Origin of the sequence: Chryseobacterium sp. KLBC 52 (genome assembly GCF_003347605.1) — a bacterium.
GTDB lineage: Bacteria > Bacteroidota > Bacteroidia > Flavobacteriales > Weeksellaceae > Chryseobacterium.
Genome location: NZ_QDFZ01000002.1, coordinates 17004 through 38885 on the forward strand (window position 1 = coordinate 17004; position 21882 = coordinate 38885).

Genomic DNA, 21882 nt, shown 5'->3' on the forward strand with positions numbered 1-21882 from the left:
AATAGGACTATCTTAAGAGACAGCCCTATTTTATATGTATATTTTAAATTATAATTACTTACCGTTTATTGGCAATCGGTGTTCTGAATTCTCCATATCCCATCAACCCATCATAATTTCTTCCAAATGGTGCATAATAAAGAAATGCCTGATAAAGATTTTCTGTCTGCCAGAAATTACCATTTACTTCCCCAAAGTTCAGGGAACCATTTCCTTCTTTTGTTGCTAAAACATAGTTATAAAACCCTTGTTTCAGGAATATTTTCGCTACATATTGTTTGGCAGATGCATCATACTGCATCTGATTTTCTTTGCTGGGTTTAAAATTATTAAATCCTCCCAGTACATAAATTTCTTTATCCACAGGATCGGAATCCAGGTAGAAATGTACCCATGAATAGTCAGCTTCTCTTTCAGCATCTCTTTCTCTACCCAGATCATTTCTTCTGTAATACCATGCTCCATTCACATCGGGCTGATACTGATAGTTTAAAGGAAACGCCCATACCGGATGAAGATACGTCTGGTTCACATCATCTTTTATTTCGGTAGCACGCACCATATCTGCGGCCATATTCATATTTTTATTATCGAAATAATAAAACTCATTATCTCCCGGAAAAACAAGATTCATCTGCTGGAACAATACCTGATTTCCTAAAACACTGCTCGGTTTAAGATTGGAAATCACCATATTCGGGTTGTTATTCTGCATCACATTCATCGTGATTGAATTAACATTGGAAGAAATATCTCCTCCTTTCGGAGAAACATTCACTTCCACCCTCTGATTAACGTTGGGATTTTTTGCATCCGCAAATCTTGAAATATTTAACCCCACAGACGTTACATCTTCTACCAGATAAAATCTCTTTTTGAACAAAGGTTGGTCTGCCGAATCTTTGTAGACAATCAGCTCATAATTCCCTGAAACTTTCAGCTGGATTTTATCATTCGGAAAAACCAGTTTATAGTGAGTGTAGGCTTGTAGTGTATTGAAAGAATATTGAAACTGATCCAGAAGAGCATTCATACTTCCGGTAGCAAATTCTGTAAAAAACAGATTATCTTCATTCCAGTTTCTGTCGTAATGTTTGAAGGTATACCTATAGATCTGGCTGCCGTTGGTAAGATCATCAAAGCCCAGAACCAGCTGTTCACCTATCTTAATTACAGGGGTTTCATCATTGGTCTGAGGATTGAACAGCTGAACACTTTGGATATTTTGTCCAAAAACCAGTCCGCTCAAAGAAAGTAAGAGTATTCGCAAAGTTTTCATTATGACGAAGATAACGAAAAATAGCCATTTTCTTAATAATATCGTATTTTTGAATAAAAAATATTCAGATATGCTTCAGATTCAAGGTTTCGTATTCAACTTTGCGAGTGAAAATACTTATATCCTTTATAACGAAAATAAAAACGCCTGGTTAATTGATCCGGGAAATATGAATGCTCAGGAAACTCAGGCTATTGAAAACTTCATTGCTGAAAAAGGGCTGAAAATTCAGAAAATTCTATTGACCCACGCTCATATTGATCATGTATTGGGACTTCAGTGGGCTTTTGACAAATTCAATGTTCCTGTGAATATGCATCAGGAAGACCAGGAAGTTCTGGATATGCTTCAGGCAAGCGGGATGAGATTCGGAATGCAGATCAATCCAGTAAAAGTGAATGTAGAGTATGTGAAAGAAGGCGATGAACTTGATCTGGATGGAGAAAAGTTCAAAATATATCATGTTCCGGGACATTCTCCGGGAAGTGTTGTTTATCATAATGACAATCAGAAATTCATGATTTCCGGTGACGTTCTTTTTGAAGGAAGTATCGGAAGAACAGATCTGTATAAAGGAAATTATGATCAGCTGATTGAGGGTATTAAATCAAAACTTTTCATTCTGGATAATGATACTCAGGTTTTCTCAGGGCATGGAAATCCTACATCGATTGGTTTTGAGAAACAGTATAATCCGTTTTTGAAGTAAAAGAGTCGGAGGGTTTGAGAGTCATATAAATATCTTGAATCAACCTCAGATCTGATACTTTATATAAAAAGTATTCTTGTTCGATAAAATTTAAACATAATTAACAGGTCGCTCCTCCGGAGCTATAATTTTAAAACCAATACGTTCTATTAACAGTTAGCTCCTATTGGAGCTAAATTTGATCCCATCGGGATCTACTGTTAGTAGAAAAAATAAAATCGCCGTAAAATAAAGCTCCGGAGGAGCGACCTGTTAATTCACCCCGCAAATATTGACATTCTCAATGTATTTATACTTTTTATCGAAACGTAATAATAAAAAATACAAAACCGCCAGAAATTCTGACGGTTTTGCTGTTATAAAGAAATAGAGTTTAGAAATCCAGGGTGATTGAGGCTCTGGCAGCCGCTCCCATAATAGGTCTGGCCATGATAATTCCGTCTCCATTAGGTGATCCTGCTCTTGGATCGCCTTCTGTAATCCCAATGGTGTTAAAGATATTGGTACCGTCAACGGCAAAACGTATTCTCCCTAACTGGTAAGACATTCCCGCTCCAAATTCTGTGAAAGATGGCAACGTCTGTACATTTTTCTCATCCTGGAAACGTTTTCCATAGTAATTCATACTTACATAGGCTCTCCATGACTTGGTAATATTCACAGCCGGTGAGATATTAAAATAAAACTTCGGCATTCTTCTTACCACATTTCCTTCAAGTACACTTCCGGCTTCAAGGTTTTTATATTTCGGACTCTGAATGGTTCCATTAAAGGTAACTTCCAAGATATTATTGAATAAGCGGGCGAAACCTTCCACTTCAACTCCATAATTTTCTGTATTGGCAAAAGTATTTTCAGACTTTCCATCCGAGAAGATATCTGTAAATGACAGGTTCTTTAATGTAGAATAGAATGGAATTACTGCTACATCAAAAGTACGCGAGTAATATTTATATCCTACCTCCAATTGGTTCGTTGTAACTGATTTTAATGGTTTATCAGGAGTCGGGTTGGAGAAATAATTGTAATAAGCTTCTTCATTCGGAGATCTGAAACCATTGGAGAAACGGGCATACACCGCATTTTCTCTATTGATTTTATAATTCGCAGCTAATGTAAAAGATACTTTATCCACATTAAAGTTCCAGTAGGTGTATTTGTTTCCTAATACACTCATATTATCATCAGCAGTAGTCGTGTTGAAACCATAAGTTCCATCAGTGGTTAAGCCTGAATTATTTAAATTGGCAGTTGTTGTATTGACAAAATTTCCTTTGTAATAATCATGGCTGTAACGAAGCCCTCCATTTACGCTTAAAGCATCGGTAATGTTATAATCTAAGTTCACATACAGATCATTCAAACTTCCCTGAGTCTGGGTATCTCTCTGTAAGAACGTCATATTGGTTACTCCGTTATATGTTTTGGAATATCCAATATCTGAAGGACTTAAAGAAGTATCTACCAGATTCAGTAGTTCGGGTCTGTCTGTTGCTGTAGTCAGAATATTACTCCAGTTCCAGTATTGGTGTGATTTCCAGTTGGATTTATAGAAACCTGCGGTAACATTTCCTTTATCAAATTTATAGTTGAATTGTAAATCGTTCACAAAATTATTCATCTGCTTGTCGATTGCCCAGAAGCCAAGCTTTTGTACATATTGAGGATCAACAACACCTCCACTGCCTACCAATGAGTACTGATAGTTATTTCCGGTAATTCCGTTACTCTTAGCAAAATCGGCTGCCGTCTGCGGTCCGCCGGCCGGGAAAATGCCCGTATAATTCATATTGATATTGGTGTATCTGGTTTTGTTTAAAACCGTGAAATTATTTCCAAGATCATATTTAAACTCAGCCCCTAATACATCCACTTTCGGGTGGATACCATCTTCAAGATTTCTGTTGAAAAATCCACCTCCCGCCTGAGGAATATTCAGCTGACTGATGGCTCTGTAGCTGTATGTTCCGTAATTAGGATCAAAGCCCTGGAATCCTTTAAGCTTGTTTCCATTCTGGATCAAAGGAATGGGAAGGAAGAATGTATTTCTGTCGTCCAGTTTTTTATAATATACTTTTACATAGCCTTTATCAAAAACATATTTCAGATTCATTCTGATCTGCCCTCCATTATTGGCTTTGAAACCTGTTTTTCTTATCCCGTCATCTGTTCTGTAAAAACCACCGACATTGAAAAACAATTTATCCTGAACCAATGCGCCTCCTACATTAACATCAGTACGCATCAATCCATAAGTACTTGTTTCCAGCTTTGCTGTACCTCTGAAATCATTGGTTCCTTCTCTGGTAATAAAGTTGATCAACCCTCCGGGAGAATTGGTTGCAAAAATAGAACCTGAACCTCCTCTCAACGCCTCCATACGGTTGACAGAATTGTCTACACGGAAAAAGTTGTCAGCGTTAGCAAACTGAAGTGCTCCGTCTTCAAAAACCGGAAGGCCATCTTCCTGTACCTGTACAAATTCATAAGCTCCTGCAGAAGGAATTCCTCTTGCAAAAAGGTTATTTCCTACCTCACCTCCTGAAGTTTCCACCGCAAATCCCGGAACTCTTTGCAATAAAGCAGCCGCACTGATCGGGTTCTGTTTCTGAATTTCTTTGGAACTAAATGTGGAAATCGCTGTACTGGATTCTATTTTTTTCTTTGGATTTGAGTTTCCTGTTATGACAATCTGATCGATGGAAGAAACTTTTGCAGAATCCTGCGGTGTTTCCTGGGCATAAGCATTATTAAAATATAACGTAGCTGTTGCGGCGATTAAAAAGATTGATTTTTTTTTCATAGCCATATTTTTTATTGTTAGTTTCAGTTTTGTTGTAATTGTAAATACACTCCATTGGTCCAACCGAATCCGTCCTGATTAGGGTATTCTCCGCCGCCTGCTATTGTTTCTGTGTCTAATGCATTGTATTTTTCCATCAGTTTCCCGGTGTTTTTGTAGACCCTCTCTACATTGGAACACCAGTTGTTTTTAATTTTTTCTGCCAGCTCGTCAAAGCCGTAATTTTTCATTGCTCTAAATCCTAACCATTGATAAGGAGCCCATGCATTGGGAAGATCCCACTGCTGGCCTGAGTTTTTGGTTGTCGTAACAAGCCCTCCCTGGTAAAGAAACTTTTCAGCAACAGCTTTAGCAACTGCCTCAGCCTGCTTCTGATCTGCAATTTCAAGGAATAAAGGGTAAAGAGCAGCAATATGTTCAGACGGTGTTTTTGTGTTTTTTTTTGTGTGATAATCTTTATAATTGTTAGTATTTCCATCCCAGAAATAGTTATTGATCATCTGTCTTCGGCTTGCTGCTCTTTCTGAAAAATAATTTTCTTTTTCACTCAGATTTTGAAGTGCTGAAGATTTCGCTAAAGTCTTTTCCAAATGCCACAAAAGGCAGTTCAGATCAACCTGTGCCAGGTTCAGCGTTTCTATCGTCTGTATATTTTCTCCGTCTGCAAACCATCTGCTGGAAAAATCCCAGCCGGATTCGCAGGCGCTTCTTATATTTCTGTAAAATTCATCGCCTGAAGCGGTCTCATGATCTTCAATATCGATCAGATAACTTTCGGGGCGTGGTGCATTTTCTGCATCGTAATAACGGTTCAGGATATCTCCGTTTATTGTTTTCACTATTCTTTTTACGCTGGAATTGTTTTCAAGCCCTTCTTCGCCATCCATCCAGAAAGCATATTCTTTCTCCAGTGTTTCGTGGTATTTCGTATAAATCGCCTTGTCTTCTGTCGTTTCAAAAAGAAGGTCCAGCATCAGTGAAAAATAAGGAGGCTGCGATCTGCTCAGGAAGTGAGTTCTGCTGGCATTCGGAACAAATCCTACATTCTGGATCAGATAAGAACAGTTTTCAATAATATTCTCCATCATTTCTACTCTTCCGGAAACCTGCAATCCAAGCATAATAAAATAGCTGTCCCAATAGAAAAATTCATTGAAACGACCTCCGGGAACGATGTAGGGTTTGGGTAATTTTAAAAGGGTACCTTTTTCTTCATACGCTGTACGGGTCAATTCATCCCATAATTTTTCAATATGCTCTCCAATGGGGAGCTGATCTTCTCTCTGAATAGAAACTCTTGCTCCTAAAAAGTCAAAATGAGTCATCACAAAATCTTTCAGATCAAAACCTTCCGTATTTTTGGATTGTTCATAATCCTCATTGATCTTTGCAATTGGAAACAGAGGAACTGCATCCGTCATCATTTTCTGATCTTCAAAAATTTCAGATCTCTGTACCTCATCAAACAGACTTTGAATTTCGTTTATGTAAAGCTGATTACTCATTGTTATTTTTTAGGATTAATTTTTAATTTATTCATGAAAACCGCAGAAGTGATCAATAATGAAAGCGGAATCAGGGAAAGATAAAATGCCTGCTGACCGCTGAATTCCTGAAACACAAAACCGGTAATAATAGAACCTATCGTTCCTCCGATTGCTGAGAACACAACAATAAGCCCTGACATCGCACTGTGCAGATATTTAGGGATTGATGCCAGAATCACAGAATTGATACTTGGATAAATCGGTGCCAGCAAACCTCCCATCAAAGGAAATAAATAAACGACCAAAGGGGCATTCATCCAGTTTGTATTTGTATCAATATGAATATTATGAGTCAATGGTAAAACCAACAATAAACTGATAGCAAAACCGACTACACAAAAAGAAACTACATAGATCCAACTGAATTTTTTGGAGAAGAATCCCGATAAAAATCTTCCCAACGCAAAAGCTCCTGCCAAAACCGCTCCTGCCTGGATACTCATAGAGGTAGGCACTTTTAAAATCTCTTTATAAAATGTGGGCGTCCATGTCTGAAAACTCTGCTCTACCAATACAAAAAGGAATGCACACAATAAGAAGCACAACACTTTTTTATAACTGAACAAACTTGCACTGTTTCTTAAATCTCCCAATAAATCTGTTTTATCACTTTTAGCTTCCTGCTCATTCAGTTTTGAAAAGAATAAGAATAAAAAAGATAGCGTTGAAAGTCCTCCCAATACCCAATACACATTCAGCCATTCTGTAGATTTCGGATTATGATCATCTATATATAAGCTGAATAAAACATTTCCCGCCAGTACTCCAATCATGAAAAACCCTTCCAGAAATCCCATAAAGCTGGAGTGTTCTTTATCTGTTTCCGTTACCAGCCCGATAGAAGTAAAAACCGATATTTTGATTAACGCAAATGAAACTCCTACGGTTGCAAATAATAACTTGAATACCCAGAAGGCATTGGTAAACGGCATTACAAAACACATACAGCTTACCAGCAATAAAGCAATCAGCATTGATTTTTTGATTCCTATCTTCGGAAGAAATGAAGCCAGAATGAAAGAACATATGGCAATCGGAAGATCTTTGAAGCCTTCCAAAACACTGGCCGACGATTTTGAAATCCCAAAATTCTGCTGTACCTGTAGAATGACTGTTCCTACAGAATTTAGAAGAATGGCGAAGACAAAATAGTTTAAAAATAAAACGGCCTTGATGTTAAGATTTTTCATTCAGGTGATTTCTTGTCGGCTAAGATAGAAGCATTTCTGTTAACGATAATTTAACACAGTAAATCAATATTTGAACTATATTAATATATTTAGTATTTTTAGTAATTAAATATGATTAATTAAATGAAAGTTACTTTTGAAAGGGTGATCCCTAATGAAAAGAGTTCATTCCGTACCATACACAATAATTCTCCCATTTCAGAATTCAAATGGGAATACCATTATCATCCCGAAATTGAGCTGGTATGTGTGATTTCCGGGAGCGGAACCCGCCACGTAGGATACCATAAAAGTAATTATACGAATGGTGATCTGGTGTTAATCGGATCTAATATTCCCCACTCCGGATTTGGACTCAACTCTATAGATCCGCATGAAGAAATTGTACTTCAGTTCAAAGAGGAAATCCTCCAGTTTCCAGAGCAGGAAGTAGAATCAAGATCCATCAAAAATCTGTTGGAACGTTCCAAATATGGGATTCATTTTCATCAAAAAGTAAAAAAAGTAATGCTCCCCAAACTGAAGCTGATCCTGGAATCAGAAGGCTACAAAAGATACTTATTGCTGTTGGAAATTCTTTTTGAGCTTTCGAAATGTGAGGATTATGATCTTTTAAATAAGGAAATCATGCCTTATACCATTATTTCTAAAAATAAAACCCGTCTTGAGAATATCTTCACCTATGTAGAGCATAATTACGACAAGGAAATTGATATTGAAGAAGTAGCAAAACTAGCTAATCTCACTCTACCCGCTTTCTGTAATTTCTTTAAAAAAGCAACTCAGATTACGTTTACAGAATTTGTGAACCGATATAGAATCAATAAAGCATGTCTGCTGATGGCTCAGGACAGGTCTATTTCAGAATGCAGTTATCAATGTGGTTTTAATAATGTGACGTATTTTAACAGGATGTTTAAAAAATATACGGGGAAAACTCCTTCGGAATTTATCAGGAATTACTCTCATAATAAAGTGAATGTGGATCTGAAGGTTGAAAAAGAGGTCAAAGCCAAAGTAAGTTTTTAATAATTTACTCGATTCTTGTCAACAATTCGTGTGGTTATGCTAAACGTTGTATTGTCCATTCCGTAGGAATCTAGGCTTACTTTTCAGAGGTTTACAATAAAAGAATACAAGCTGTGCTGAGACTCCTACGGAGTGACAAAGTGAGTGAAGAAATTTACTAAGAATTAAAAATCTGCGTCATCTGCGAGAGAAAGCCCCAATCTATGAATCAACAAAAAACAAAAAAGCCACTCCAAAAGAGCAGCTCTGTATTATTGAGAAAAAACCAGTAACTAAATAAACCAGCAATTATTTCCATTTAATATTGCATCCCATGCTAGGTCTCTGAATTTCTTCCTGAGGTTCTCCAGCCAAAAGATTTTCAAAAGCAATAATCAGGTCTTCACCAGTTACATCTTTATTATTTCCCGGTCTTGAATCATCCATCTGACCTCTGTATACAAGATCAAGCTTATCATCAAAGAAATAAAAATCCGGTGTACAGGCTGCATCATAAGCTTTTGCTACCGCCTGGCTTTCATCAAACAGATAAGGGAAATCAAATCTTCTTTCAATCTGGAATTCGATCATTTTTTCCGGAGAATCTGCCGGATATTTTTCGATATCATTAGCATTGATGGCGATGAATTCAATTCCGCGCTCGTTATAATCTTCGTATAGTTCATTGATCTTGTCAATTACATGAAGAACAAACGGACAGTGGTTACACATAAAGATTACCAAAGTACCTTTTTCTCCTTTCAGTTCTTCCAAAGACTGAAGTTCATTCGTTTTTGACGGGTTAGGAAGTTCAAAAAACGGAGCTTTTGTTCCTAATGCCAACATATTTGAGGGAGTATTCATATCCTTACTTCTTTACCGGCAAAGATAATTATTTCTTTTGTTAATTAGGAAGAAGACATTTTCATTTTTAATAAAGTAAGGAAGCTGGAAGCTGGAGGAGGGAAGATTTTCAGCCCTCAAAAATAGTTATAGCCAAATTCTATTATTGCATTATTCAGCCTTAAAAATAACTTCCAGCTCCCATTCTTCCAGCATCCAGCCTTTAGTTTATTTTTCTTTAAATAGTCGACAGATTTATAAAACTTATAATATCCTTTGGAAGTTATAGTAAAAAGTTTGTAGTTTTGCTAACGCTGTTAGTAAATAAATATCATGGGTCTACATGAACGCCGTCAACGAGAAAAAGAATCCATCCGTGCAAATATTTTGCAGGCTGCTTTTACGTTGGCGAAAACTGAAGGCTGGGGTTCGCTTTCTATGCGTAAGATAGCAGATGCTATTGAGTATAGTGCTCCCGTTGTATATGATTATTTTGAAAATAAAGAAGCTATTCTATTTGAAATTTCTTTAGATGGCTTCCACAAGTTACATATAGAACTTTTAAAAGCTCAGCAGAAACACGATACTCCGGAAGAGCAACTTGTTGCCATTGTGGATGCGTACTGGAACTTTGCTTTTAAAAACAAGGAATATTACCAGCTGATGTTTGGTCTTGGAATGCAGTGTTGCGGAAAAGGTCAGATGAAAAAGGAATTCTCATCATTTCAGGAGCTTATCTATGAATGTACTTATGAGATAATAAAGAAAAACGGATCCAATCCGGACAATGCCTGTCATATGTCTCACGCTCTGTTTTCTGCCGTACACGGTATGATCTCTATTATGATGATGCGTACAGCTGATATCCCTTCAACAATGAATAAGACTACATTGGACGAAACTGTTTCGGCTTTTATTAAGTCTTTGTAATTTTTTTTTGAATTAAAAATTAACACCGTTAGGAAACTTAACACTGAATTAATATAAATGTTTCTGTTATTCCTGATTAAAAACTCAAGCTTTTATGAAACCATTCATCGTTTTCAGTTGTTAAAATTAATCATTTTTTGCTTATAAATTAACACTGTTAGTAAAATTAACACACCTTACACCAACATTATACACTTCAATACCTTAAAAACAATTTTCAATTATGGAAACAATCGACTTTATCGGACATTAAAAATTCTGTAATTTTTTTTGAACTAATTATTAACACTGTTAGGAAAAAATACAGCATTTATCAAAACACTTTACTTACCTCTAACACTTCATTAAAAAAATTAAACCAACAATGAAATTACCTGGAAAAACAAGGTTTATTGTACTTATTGCAAGTATAATTCTTTTACAGAGCTGCACAAAAGCCGCAGAAGGAACCAATGCCGCACCTCCAGCTCCAGAACTTCCGGTTTATACCGTTATCACTTCACCCGCTACTACATATCAGGAATTCCCAACTGCTTTGGAAGGGAAAAACAACGTAGAAATCAGATCTCAGGTAGATGGTTACCTGGATAGAATCTATGTAGAAGAAGGAGCTTATGTAAGAGCAGGACAACCGTTATTTAAAATAGATTCAAGAAGTTATGGCGAACAGATGAATATGGCTCAGGCTAATCTTCAGGCTGCCAATGCCAATATCCAAAAAGCAAGAGTGGAAGTAGACAGACTTCAGCCACTGGTTGCTGCCAAAGTAGTTTCTGATGTACAGCTTAAAACTGCAAAAGCCAATTATGAAGCGGCTGTAGCAGCAGCTGCACAAGCGAGAGCCTCTGTAGGAAGCGCAAGAATCAACGTAGGATTTACAACCATTACAGCTCCTGTAAGCGGTTATATTGGAAGAATTCCTTATAAAAAAGGAAGTCTGATTTCAAGAACAGATGTAAATCCATTGACTTTATTATCTGATATCAGTGAAATCTACGCCTATTTTTCTTTAAGTGAACTTGACTTCATTGCTTTCCAGAACAAATATCCTGGAGCAAGTCTTGAAGAAAAACTTAAAAATATGCCGATGGTAGATCTTGTGATTGCCGACAACAGTACTTACCCTGAAAAAGGAAGATTGAGTATTGTAGACGGACAGTTTGATAAAACTACCGGAGCCATCAGTGTACGTGCCGTTTTCCCTAATGCCAACGGAACTTTAAGAACCGGAAATACAGGAAGAGTGCGTATGCCTCAATTGCTCTCCAATGCAGTGGTTATTCCACAGGAATCAACCTTCGAGATTCAGGATAAAACCTATGTTTATGTAATGGGTAAAGACCAGAAGGTAACCGGAAGACCGATCAAAATATCAGGAAAAACGGATAGCTATTATTTTATTTCTGAAGGGCTTGCGCCTGGAGAAAAAATTGTATTCACAGGAATTGGAAACCTGAAAGACGGTGCTTCTGTTAAGCCGAAAAACATTTCTTCTGACAGCTTATTAAAGGCGAAACCATTATAGTCCTTTCCGAATACAGAAGACTAAAAAAAATAAACTTCTTATGTTAAAACAATTTATAGAAAGACCGGTCCTTTCAACGGTCATCTCCATAATACTCTTATTATTGGGAGCTTTGTCTCTCTTTAATTTACCGATTGCCCTCTTCCCGGATATCGCTCCACCGAGCGTTCAGGTAACGGCATTCTATCCTGGAGCTAATGCTGAGGTGGTAGCACGTTCGGTTGCCACTCCTATTGAGGAAGCCGTGAACGGGGTTGAGAATATGACCTATATGACTTCCAACTCCAGTAACGACGGTACTATGACCCTGAGTGTTTTCTTCAAACAGGGCGCTGATGCCGATAATGCAGCAGTAAACGTACAGAACCGTGTATCGAAAGCGATGAGCCAGCTGCCTCAGGAAGTAGTACAGGCCGGGATTTCAACCCAGAAGGTTCAGAACAGTATGATCATGTTCATGGGATTAACCAGTGAAGATGAAAAACAATATGATGAATTATTCCTTCAAAACTATCTGAAAATTAATGTTATTCCACAGATACAGCGTATTCCGGGTGTAGCACAGGCTCAGGTATTCGGAACAAGGGATTATTCCATGAGAATCTGGCTGAAACCGGATCGTCTGGCAGCTAATAATCTTTCTCCGCAGGAAGTGTTAGGAGCCATTAAAGATCACAACCTTGAAGCTGCTCCGGGTCGTCTTGGACAGGGAAGTAAGGAAACTTACGAGTATATCCTTAAATATAAAGGAAAACTGAACAAGGATGAAGATTATGAAAATATCGCTATCAAAGCAAACAGTGATGGATCTTTCTTAAGATTAAAAGATGTTGCAAGAGTAGAATTTGGTTCTTATACTTATACAGCAACCAACAGAGTAGACGGAAAACCGGTTGCCGGATTTGCTATTCTGCAGACAGCCGGATCCAATGCCAACGAAATCCTTACCGAGATTGAAAAGCAGGTAAAAGTAATGGAAACCACTCTTCCAAAAGGAGTGAAACCTATTATCATGTATAATTCCAAAGACTTCCTGGATGCTTCTATCCATCAGGTTGTGGAAACACTTGTTATCGCCTTCATCTTGGTATTTATTGTAGTATTTATTTTCCTTCAGGATTTCAGATCTACCTTAATTCCGGCTATTGCCGTACCGGTAGCGATTATCGGAACCTTCTTCTTCCTTCAGTTATTTGGTTTCAGTATCAACATGCTTACCTTATTTGCATTGGTACTCGCCATTGGTATTGTAGTGGATGACGCCATTGTGGTGGTAGAAGCCGTCCATTCTAAAATGGAACAAACGGGAATGCCTGTGGAACATGCTACGATGCACTCGATGAGCGAAATTTCAGGAGCTATTATTTCCATTACATTGGTAATGTGTGCCGTGTTTATTCCGGTTGGATTTATGCAGGGACCTGCAGGGGTTTTCTACAGACAGTTTGCTTTCACATTAGCGATTGCGATTTTAATCTCAGCAGTGAATGCATTGACATTGAGTCCTGCATTATGTGCAATGTTCTTAAATGATCCTCAGGGAGAACATGGAGAGCACGGTCATAAAAAAGGTTTTGGAGCAAGATTCTTCAATGCTTTCAATGCGAGCTTCAACAGCATGACCAGAAAATACATCTATAGCCTTAAGTTTTTAATTAAAAACAAATGGGTTGCGATAGGAGGTCTTGTTGTCATCACAGCAGCAAGTGTATTTTTTATCAAAAAAGCTCCATCAGGATTTATTCCTACGGAAGACCAGGGATTCGTATTGTATGCAGTGAATACTCCTCCGGGAAGTTCATTAGAAAGAACACACAGAGCTACGGCTCAAATTGATAAAATTATCAACGGTGAAAAAGCAACTAATCACCTTTGGGTAGCAGACGGGATGAACTTCATCAGTAATGCCAACGCTTCTCCCTATTCTGCAGGTTTCATCAAGCTTAAAGATTATGACAAGCGTGGTGAGATGAAAGACCCGGATCAGATCGCTGCAACATTAACAGGTAAGGTAAGCCAGGTGAAAGATGCCAACGCATTCTTCTTCAACTTCCCTACTGTACAAGGTTTTGGTAACGTTTCCGGATTTGAATTCATGCTTCAGGATAAAACAAACGGTTCTTTTGAACAGTTGGGAACAACTACTCAACAATTCATTGGAGAGCTGATGAAAAGACCTGAAATTGCTTTTGCCTTTACAACCTATGCGGCAGGAAACCCTCAGTATACTATTGATGTGGATACGGATAAAGCCAATCAGTTAGGTGTTTCCGTAACAGAATTGATGCAGACCATGCAGATCTACTTCGGAAGTAGCTTTGTATCGGATTTCAACAGATTCGGGAAATATTACAGAGTAATGGCTCAGGCAGATATTCCTTACCGTACGGATGTTAATTCACTGGAAGGAATTTATGTAAAAAATAAATCAGGAGAAATGGTTCCTGCCAAAACTCTGGTAACGTTAAAAAGATCTTTCGGCCCAGAAACGGTAACAAGAAACAACCTTTTCAACGCCGTAACGATTAACGGAACTCCGAAACCTGGTTACAGTACCGGAGATGCCATCAAAGCGGTAGAAGAAGTTGCTCAACAGTCACTTCCGAGAGGATATGGATATGAGTGGACAGGGATTACCCGTGAAGAAATTAAAACTAGCGGACAGACTGCTTTTATTTTCTTCTTAAGTATTCTATTCGTTTACTTCTTACTGGCAGCTCAATATGAAAGTTATATCCTTCCATTTGCTATTATTCTTACCATTCCTACAGGGATTTTCGGAGTATTTGCTTTCACAGGATTAGCTGGAATTGATAACAATATTTACGTTCAGGTAGGATTGATCATGCTTGTGGGACTATTGGCGAAAAATGCCATCCTGATTGTAGAATTTGCTGTACAGAGAAGAAAAGCAGGTAAGACATTAATTGAATCTGCACTTCAGGCATCAAGATTACGTTTAAGACCGATCTTAATGACCTCTTTTGCCTTCATCGTCGGAATGCTTCCACTGGTATGGACGCAAGGTGCATCTTCAAAAGGAAACCACTCTATCGGTTACAGTACCGTAGGTGGAATGCTTACAGGAGTAATATTCGGGATCTTTATTATTCCGGTAATGTATGTAGTGTTCCAGTACCTGCATGAAAAAATGCCAAGCAGAAAAAAGAAAAGACTTCTGAAAAAACAAATGGAGGAAGAGCTTTTAGCTGCTAGTCACTAATAAAAAATGAATGACAAAAACTTAGAGAAAATTTTAAGATCATAGGTTTACCTATTTACCTGCCTGTTCTTAATGGTTTACAAAAGCTAACTATTTTCTCCTACTAAAGACAATTTTGCCTCAACAGAAACCTCTCTAAGTTTTGTTTTCAATTAAAAGTTTAAAAACTATGAAAAGAGTTAAAAATATTATTCTAACATTTGTGCTGGCCATCGGCTCTGTTTCGTGTGTGTCTAAACTGGCATACACGGAGCCTGAGCTTCCTCTTCCGGAAAAGTTCCAGTACACCGCCACTGCGGACACTGCCAGCATAGCCAATCTGGAGTGGAAACAGTTTTTCAGTGATCCTATTTTACAGGAATTGATTGAAAAAGGAATTAAAAATAATTATGACCTTCAGATTGCCCTGAAGCAGGTAGCTGCTTCACAGGAAAAACTGAAACAGGCAAAATATATGCAATATCCGGACGTTGGTTTCGGAGTAAGCGGACAGATTTCAAGACCTTCCAAAAACAGTATGAACGGGCAAAGCTTAAATTTATTTTTAGGTTCAAGCCATGTTGAAGACTATAATGCAGCCTTCAACCTTTCATGGGAAGCGGATATCTGGGGAAAAATCAAAAACCAGCAGGAAGTTTCAAGAATGCAGTATCTTCAGACGTATGAAGGTTCAAAGGCTGTTCAGACTCAGGTGGTAGCAGCTATTGCCCAAGGGTATTATAATTTGTTGATGCTTGACAGACAATTAGCGATTGCAAAATCCAATCTGGAACTCACAAGCAATACCCTGTTAATGACCCAAAAAATGTGGGAAAGTGGTGATAACACTTCTTTAGGAGTACAGCAGGCAGCCGCACAGAAACAGGCAACAGAACTTCTGATTGCCCAGCTGGAGCAGAATATCGCTATTCAGGAAAATGCATTAAGTATTCTGACAGGTGAACTGCCTAATAAAGTAAACAGAACCATTGAAATGTCTGATACCTCTCTACCTCAAAACATTACAGCCGGACTTCCGGCAGCGATGGTAAGCAGAAGACCAGACGTTCGTCAGCAGGAACTGGTTTTATTAGAATCCAATGCGATGGTAGGAATTGCTCAGGCGAATATGTATCCGGCATTGAAGATTACCGCTAACGGAGGAGTCAATTCATTCAAATTTGACAACTGGTTCCAGATTCCGGCTTCGTTATTCGGATCGGTTTTAGGAGGAATTACCCAGCCTATTTTCCAGAAAAGACAATTAAAAACAGATCTGGAAGTAGCCAAAATTCAAAGAGAAAAAAATGTTCTTGCATTCCGTCAATCGGTATTAAATGCTGTGGGAGAAATTTCTGATGCTTTGGTTTCCAATGAAAACTTAAAAGTTCAGGAACAGAAAGCCACAGAGCAATCTACCACGTTAAAAGATGGAATTAAAAGTGCACAACTTCTTTACAAAGGAGGTTCAGCCAATTACCTGGAAGTGATTACAGCACAAGGGAACTCCCTACAGGCAGAGTTGAATCTGGCTTCCATTAAAAGACAGAGATTAAGCAGCATTGTAGATTTATACAGAGCTTTAGGCGGCGGTTGGAAGTAGTAAATTAAATTATATTTGTTTTAAGATGCGGCTCTGAAAAGAGCCGCATTTTTTATGACTTTATTGATGAAATGAATGATCATCGAACCATTAAGAACATTTAAGTTGCTAAGTTTAATTTAAGAAAAATCAAATAGATTTTGAAGATAAAACTCCATAGAACCAAGTTAAAAACATTCTGCTTGTCATTCTGACGAAGGAAGAATCTCTTTAGTTGTTAATGAGATTCTTCACTCCACTTTGTTCCGTTCAGAATGACAAACTAAGCGCTTAGTTTTCATGTACACTGTGTCATTCCATAGGAATCTCTATTTTAAAAGCTAGAAGCAATTACTTTTCAAACTCTTCCGCAAGCCATTTCAATAAATCTTCATAGTCTTTTTCAGAATACCCCAATTGTAAATAATGAATATCATCCGCCTTTCTGTACCACGTCAGCTGGCGTTTTGCATACCTGCGGCTGTTCTTTTTAATTTCTGAAACCGCAAAATCCAGATCCCATTCTCCATCAAAATATCTGAACAGCTCAGCGTAACCTACCGTATTCAAAGCCGTCAGTTCTTTGAATTTCTCAAGACTTTTCACCTCATCCAGCAGTCCATTCTCCATCATGATATCCACTCTGCGGTTAATTCTTTCATATAATTCTTCTCTTGGCGCTTCAATTCCGATTCTGATTACATTAAAATCCCTTCCATTTTGAGAAACCGAAATATGTTCAGAATATTTTTTTTCCGTTTGCCAGATAATATCAATAGCTCTCAACAGCCTGCGGTGATTGTGAATATCCACTACATTGAAATATTCAGGATCCAGTTCTTTTAAAATCTCCTGAAGTTTTTCAATTCCCTCCTGCTCCATGATATTTTGAAGCTTCTCCTGATTTTCAGCATTGGCTTCCGGAAGATCATGCAGACCTTCTATCACCGCTTTTTCATACATCATGCTTCCGCCAACAAGAATGACAGTGTCATGTATAGTAAAAAGCTCATTAAGCTTTTGGAGGGCATCTTCTTCGTACTGCCCGATAGAATAATAGTCTTTCACTGAAAGATTTCCGATGAAATGATGAGGTGCTCCGGCCAGTTCTTCTTCCGAAGGTGCTGCAGTTCCTATTTTCATTTCTTTAAAAAACTGGCGGGAATCACAGGAAATAATTTCCGTATTGAAATACTGAGCCAAATCAATTGCCAATCTCGTTTTTCCAATTCCGGTGGGTCCTACTACAGAAATTAAATTTTTCTTTTTCACCGCGCTAATTTACGAAAATGCACTCATTTGATTTTTTATTTTTAAATACAAATAAAGCTACTGTTTATTTTGAACCATTAAGTTTTAATGAAGAAGTTGAGAATATTAAGATGAGCTTTGCTCTTAGCATGACACTTATAAAAATCTACCTGATTTTTTTCCTTAATTAACTTAACAGCTTATATGTTCTTAATGGTTCAAATAAATTTAAAAATTGAATAATCATATATTTTATGTCGAAGTTTCATGGTATTATAGTATAGACTTAAAATGTTTATCTTTGTAGAACAATAAAAAACTATGATTTTATCAATGACCGGATTCGGTAGAGCCGAAGATGTTTTTGAAGGAAAAAAAATTACTATAGATATTAAATCTCTGAACAGCAAGAGCTTTGATTTAAATATTAAAATTCCTTTACGTTATAAAGAAAAAGAATTTGAAATCAGAAAAATTCTTAACGATAGAATTATCCGTGGAAAAGTAGACTGCTACGTTAATATTGAGAATCTTGAAGAGTCCAATGATGTAAAAATCAATAAAAACTTAATTGACTCTTATATCAACGAACTTAAAAACATAGCTTCTGACGGTCCCAATTTCGAATACCTTAAAATGGCAGTAAGACTTCCTGATGCCATCACATCCAGACCTGACGAATTGACAGAAGGTGAATGGGAAGCTTTGGCTAAGATTGTCAATAATGCCGTAGACAGATTCGAAGAATTCAGAAGAACTGAAGGCGGTATTTTACACGAGGAACTCAACAGAAATATCCAGAATATTGACAAGTACCTTGGAGAAGTGATTCCTTTTGAAGAAGAAAGAATTGTAAGCGTGAAAGAACGTTATCAGAAGTCTTTGAAAGAATTCGAAAACGTTGATGAAACCCGTTTCTACCAGGAAATGGCCTATTTCACTGAAAAACTTGATATTTCTGAAGAAAAGGTAAGACTTGCCCAGCACCTGAAATATTACAAAGAAGTAATGGACAATGAATCTTTCAATGGAAAAAAACTGGGCTTTATTTCTCAGGAAATCGGAAGAGAAATCAATACCCTGGGTTCTAAAGCCAATCACGCAGAAATCCAGAAACTGGTAGTGATGATGAAAGATGACCTTGAAAAAATTAAAGAACAAACGTTAAACGTATTGTAATGATAGGTACGAGGTATGAGATGCGTGGTTGTCATTTCTAAAAAAGAAACCCAAAACTCGGACCTCGTAACCCGAAATTGTAAAAAATGGATAAAGTAATTATATTTTCAGCACCATCAGGGAGCGGAAAAACTACATTGGTAAAGCATTCACTGGAAACATTTCCTGAGCTGGAATTTTCAATCTCATGTACAACGAGACAGCCCAGAGGAAGTGAAGTTCATGCGGTAGATTATCATTTTCTGACACCGGATGAGTTCAGACAGAAAATTTCTGAAGATGCTTTTGTAGAATATGAAGAAGTATATACTGACAAATATTACGGTACTTTAAAGTCTGAAGTAGAGAAAATCTGGAATCAGGGAAAAGTAGTTATTTTTGATGTAGATGTAAAAGGAGGAATTTCGTTAAAAAAATATTTCGGTGATAAAGCGTTGTCTATTTTTATAGAACCGCCTTCCATTGAAGAATTGGAACGAAGATTGATCTCCAGAAACACAGATGATGCAGAAACCATAAAAACCCGTGTAGCAAAGGCAGAAGAAGAAATGACCTACGCCAGCGGGTTTGACAAGATCGTGATTAATGAAGATCTTGATGCAGCTAAAATAGAAATAGAAAGTTTAATAAAAAGTTTTATAGAAAGAAACTAGAAGTTAGAAATTAGAAGTTAGTTTTTTTAGTGTCAGGAAAATTATCCTCATTTTATACTAACCTCTAGTTTCTAATCTCTAACTTCTATAAAAGAAAAAATTGAGGTTGATATGAGTACCGAAACATTAGAAAAAGCTAAATCTGCAATTCCTGTCAGAGGATTTCTGGATATAAAAGATATTGCTATTCCTCAGGGAGAAGAGCTTGTGAAAGCCATTCTTCAACTGAAAGAAGAAAAAAATGCGGTGATCCTTGCCCATTACTACCAGCCCGGAGAAATTCAGGATATCGCAGATTTCCTTGGAGATTCTTTACAGCTGGCTAGACAGGCTAAAGATACCAATGCTGACATGATTGTATTCTGTGGAGTACATTTCATGGCAGAAGCCGCTAAAATTCTGAATCCAACTAAAAAAGTAGTTCTTCCTGATACCATGGCCGGATGCTCACTGGCAGACGGTTGTTCCGGAGAAGGATTGAGAAAAATGCGCGAACAGCACCCGAATGCTTTAATTGCCACTTACATCAATTGTAATGCAGAAACCAAAGCAGAAAGTGACATCATCGTAACAAGTTCCAATGCTGAAACAGTAATTGAAGCCCTTCCGAAAGACAGACCAATTATTTTCGCACCGGATAAAAACCTGGGAAGATATCTGTCTAAGAAAACAGGTCGTGATATGATCCTTTGGGACGGAAGCTGTGTAGTACACGAAGCATTTTCAATGGAAAGAATTGCCCAGCAATTGGCAGATAATCCGGATGCAAAACTGATTGCACACCCTGAAAGTGAAGAAGCAGTATTAAAACTGGCTCACTTCATCGGTTCCACTTCTGCCCTGTTGAACTATGTAGAAAAAGATGACTGTCAGAAATTCATCATCGCTACAGAAGAAGGAATTCTTCACGAAATGAGAAAACGTGCTCCTCACAAGGAACTGATTCCTGCACTGGTTTTTGATGAAAGCTGCAACTGTTCAGAATGTTTCTATATGAAACGTAATACCATGGAAAAGCTGTATTTATGTATGAAATATGAGCTTCCTGAAATTCTTATCGACGAAGAATTAAGATTAAAAGCATTGAAACCTATTGAAGCCATGCTGGACCTTTCGAAAAGTATAAAATAAATCAAAGCACTGTTTTCACAGTGCTTTTTTATTGTTCTAAGGACAGATATTATGTTTAAGATACTCCTCCGCTCATACATGACATATCCACAATAACACACATTTTACAACGGTCAGGAAGCATTTGAAAAGCTTCACATGGAGCATCGCCTGGATTATTTCCGTAAGTAGTATTCTTAGGACATCCTGTACACGTGGCTGAACCTGCCCCTTGCAGTGCTTGAAGTTCTTTTCTGTTTAATTTCTTTAGATTTTTCATAGTAGTTTTAAATTAATTTTTGATTGTCTGTTTTTATAATAAATTGATCGTTTTTAAACAATATTTTTCTAGCCTTCCAGAACCATACAGCTGCCTGGAATGGATGGATCATAAGGGAATAGGTAAAGACAAACTTTACGTCCTTTAAAATCTGTACATACCGCACATCCTTTCGGTCCGCAGTCAAGATCTACAGCACAGCTGTCTCCAATACCTCCGATAATAGCTCTTAAGCTTTCTCTGTTTAATTTTTTTGAATTTTTCATAGTATTTTATTTTTCAAATCGGGTCTAGTCTTTATCCAATGCTATAGCATCGGTGCATAACAGGTTCCTCCCGGTTTCAGCCAGCAGCCCCACTTTCCACCTCCGCGGAAACAGACAAATTGCTCTCCTCCGCATGCTTCAATCTGAATATCAGTGAAACCACCTTTGATATTTTTTTGATCTTCTCTTGATAATTTCTTGATTGTTTTCATATTGTAATAATTTTAGTATTCTATAATAACAATAAATTCATGATGTAAATCAGTAAGGACCAAAGCATTCAAAGCTTACTAATACTCTTCCTTTACAGCACTCCGGTAGTGCATAATAATCGGCACATGATCTTGGTTCACCAGGTCCGTAGGGTCCGGCAGGACAATTCTCAAAACAGGTATTCACATCTCCTCCACCGATTGATTTCAGAGTTTCTCTGTTTAATTTCTTTAAATTTTTCATGATTATTTTATTATTAGTTAATATCATAAATGTAACATTTTTAATCAATTACACCAAACATATCTCCTA

At 37.4% G+C, this 21882-nt stretch carries 19 protein-coding genes; 9 read left to right on the top strand and 10 right to left on the bottom strand.

Going from position 1 to position 21882, the window contains the following annotated elements; translation table 11 throughout:
* Positions 1-58: 58 nt before the first annotated feature.
* Entirely contained in the window at positions 59-1279 is a 1221-nt protein-coding gene (locus tag DDF69_RS01725) for a DUF5103 domain-containing protein (RefSeq protein ID WP_114819267.1), read from the bottom strand.
* A 70-nt stretch (positions 1280-1349) separates the two neighbouring features.
* Between DDF69_RS01725 and DDF69_RS01730 the strand changes: the two genes are divergently transcribed.
* Positions 1350-1988 (top strand): MBL fold metallo-hydrolase, encoded by a 639-nt coding sequence (locus tag DDF69_RS01730; RefSeq protein ID WP_114819507.1) that lies wholly within the window; start codon positions 1350-1352, stop codon positions 1986-1988.
* 373 nt (positions 1989-2361) lie between these two features.
* Here DDF69_RS01730 and DDF69_RS01735 read toward each other — a convergent pair whose 3' ends face one another.
* From DDF69_RS01735 to DDF69_RS01745, 3 genes are read right to left on the bottom strand one after another with little or no spacing between them, the layout of a single operon-like run.
* Positions 2362-4791, bottom strand: a complete 2430-nt coding sequence (locus DDF69_RS01735; RefSeq protein ID WP_114819508.1) for a TonB-dependent receptor — start codon at positions 4789-4791, stop codon at positions 2362-2364.
* A 23-nt stretch (positions 4792-4814) separates the two neighbouring features.
* Complete coding sequence (locus DDF69_RS01740) at positions 4815-6296, bottom strand: trehalase family glycosidase (RefSeq protein ID WP_114819268.1); 1482 nt, start codon at positions 6294-6296, stop codon at positions 4815-4817.
* A gap of 2 nt (positions 6297-6298) precedes the next feature.
* Positions 6299-7528, bottom strand: coding sequence for an MFS transporter (locus DDF69_RS01745; protein ID WP_114819269.1), 1230 nt, complete (start codon positions 7526-7528; stop codon positions 6299-6301).
* A 123-nt stretch (positions 7529-7651) separates the two neighbouring features.
* Here DDF69_RS01745 and DDF69_RS01750 point away from each other — a divergent pair, with 123 nt between their 5' ends.
* Positions 7652-8557, top strand: a complete 906-nt coding sequence (locus DDF69_RS01750; protein ID WP_114819270.1) for an AraC family transcriptional regulator — start codon at positions 7652-7654, stop codon at positions 8555-8557.
* A 288-nt stretch (positions 8558-8845) separates the two neighbouring features.
* On the opposite strand, the gene DDF69_RS01755 is transcribed toward DDF69_RS01750, so the two are convergent.
* On the bottom strand, positions 8846-9400 hold the full coding sequence (locus DDF69_RS01755) for a thioredoxin family protein (RefSeq protein ID WP_002976725.1): 555 nt from the start codon (positions 9398-9400) through the stop codon (positions 8846-8848).
* A gap of 312 nt (positions 9401-9712) precedes the next feature.
* Between DDF69_RS01755 and DDF69_RS01760 the strand changes: the two genes are divergently transcribed.
* From DDF69_RS01760 to DDF69_RS01775, 4 genes are all read left to right on the top strand, one after another.
* Positions 9713-10309, top strand: a complete 597-nt coding sequence (locus DDF69_RS01760; protein WP_034694942.1) for a TetR/AcrR family transcriptional regulator — start codon at positions 9713-9715, stop codon at positions 10307-10309.
* 364 nt (positions 10310-10673) lie between these two features.
* Positions 10674-11834, top strand: coding sequence for an efflux RND transporter periplasmic adaptor subunit (locus DDF69_RS01765; protein WP_114819271.1), 1161 nt, complete (start codon positions 10674-10676; stop codon positions 11832-11834).
* 40 nt (positions 11835-11874) lie between these two features.
* On the top strand, positions 11875-15057 hold the full coding sequence (locus tag DDF69_RS01770) for an efflux RND transporter permease subunit (RefSeq protein ID WP_114819272.1): 3183 nt from the start codon (positions 11875-11877) through the stop codon (positions 15055-15057).
* Between the two features lie 169 nt (positions 15058-15226).
* Complete coding sequence (locus DDF69_RS01775) at positions 15227-16639, top strand: efflux transporter outer membrane subunit (RefSeq protein ID WP_114819273.1); 1413 nt, start codon at positions 15227-15229, stop codon at positions 16637-16639.
* 330 nt (positions 16640-16969) lie between these two features.
* Here DDF69_RS01775 and miaA read toward each other — a convergent pair whose 3' ends face one another.
* The gene (gene miaA, locus DDF69_RS01780; RefSeq protein WP_114819274.1) at positions 16970-17890 is read right to left on the bottom strand and encodes a tRNA (adenosine(37)-N6)-dimethylallyltransferase MiaA; all 921 of its coding nucleotides are present in this window, start codon (positions 17888-17890) and stop codon (positions 16970-16972) included.
* Between the two features lie 300 nt (positions 17891-18190).
* On the opposite strand from miaA, the gene DDF69_RS01785 reads away from it, so the two are divergent.
* The 3 genes from DDF69_RS01785 to nadA all read left to right on the top strand — a co-directional run bounded on the left by DDF69_RS01785 (position 18191) and on the right by nadA (position 20832).
* Positions 18191-19048: a YicC family protein gene (locus tag DDF69_RS01785; RefSeq protein ID WP_114819275.1), complete on the top strand. Its 858-nt coding sequence runs from the start codon at positions 18191-18193 to the stop codon at positions 19046-19048.
* An 86-nt stretch (positions 19049-19134) separates the two neighbouring features.
* A complete protein-coding gene (gene gmk / locus DDF69_RS01790) occupies positions 19135-19701 on the top strand; it encodes a guanylate kinase (protein WP_114819276.1) in 567 nt (188 codons plus the stop codon).
* A gap of 111 nt (positions 19702-19812) precedes the next feature.
* On the top strand, positions 19813-20832 hold the full coding sequence (gene nadA, locus DDF69_RS01795) for a quinolinate synthase NadA (protein WP_114819277.1): 1020 nt from the start codon (positions 19813-19815) through the stop codon (positions 20830-20832).
* Between the two features lie 55 nt (positions 20833-20887).
* Here nadA and DDF69_RS01800 read toward each other — a convergent pair whose 3' ends face one another.
* The 4 genes from DDF69_RS01800 to DDF69_RS01810 all read right to left on the bottom strand — a co-directional run bounded on the left by DDF69_RS01800 (position 20888) and on the right by DDF69_RS01810 (position 21813).
* Positions 20888-21091: a bacteriocin-like protein gene (locus DDF69_RS01800; RefSeq protein ID WP_114819278.1), complete on the bottom strand. Its 204-nt coding sequence runs from the start codon at positions 21089-21091 to the stop codon at positions 20888-20890.
* Between the two features lie 68 nt (positions 21092-21159).
* A complete protein-coding gene (locus DDF69_RS01805; RefSeq protein ID WP_114819279.1) occupies positions 21160-21357 on the bottom strand; it encodes a hypothetical protein in 198 nt (65 codons plus the stop codon).
* A gap of 41 nt (positions 21358-21398) precedes the next feature.
* The gene (locus tag DDF69_RS21975; RefSeq protein WP_156106417.1) at positions 21399-21569 is read right to left on the bottom strand and encodes a bacteriocin-like protein; all 171 of its coding nucleotides are present in this window, start codon (positions 21567-21569) and stop codon (positions 21399-21401) included.
* Between the two features lie 49 nt (positions 21570-21618).
* Positions 21619-21813, bottom strand: a complete 195-nt coding sequence (locus DDF69_RS01810; protein ID WP_114819280.1) for a bacteriocin-like protein — start codon at positions 21811-21813, stop codon at positions 21619-21621.
* Positions 21814-21882: the final 69 nt, after the last annotated feature.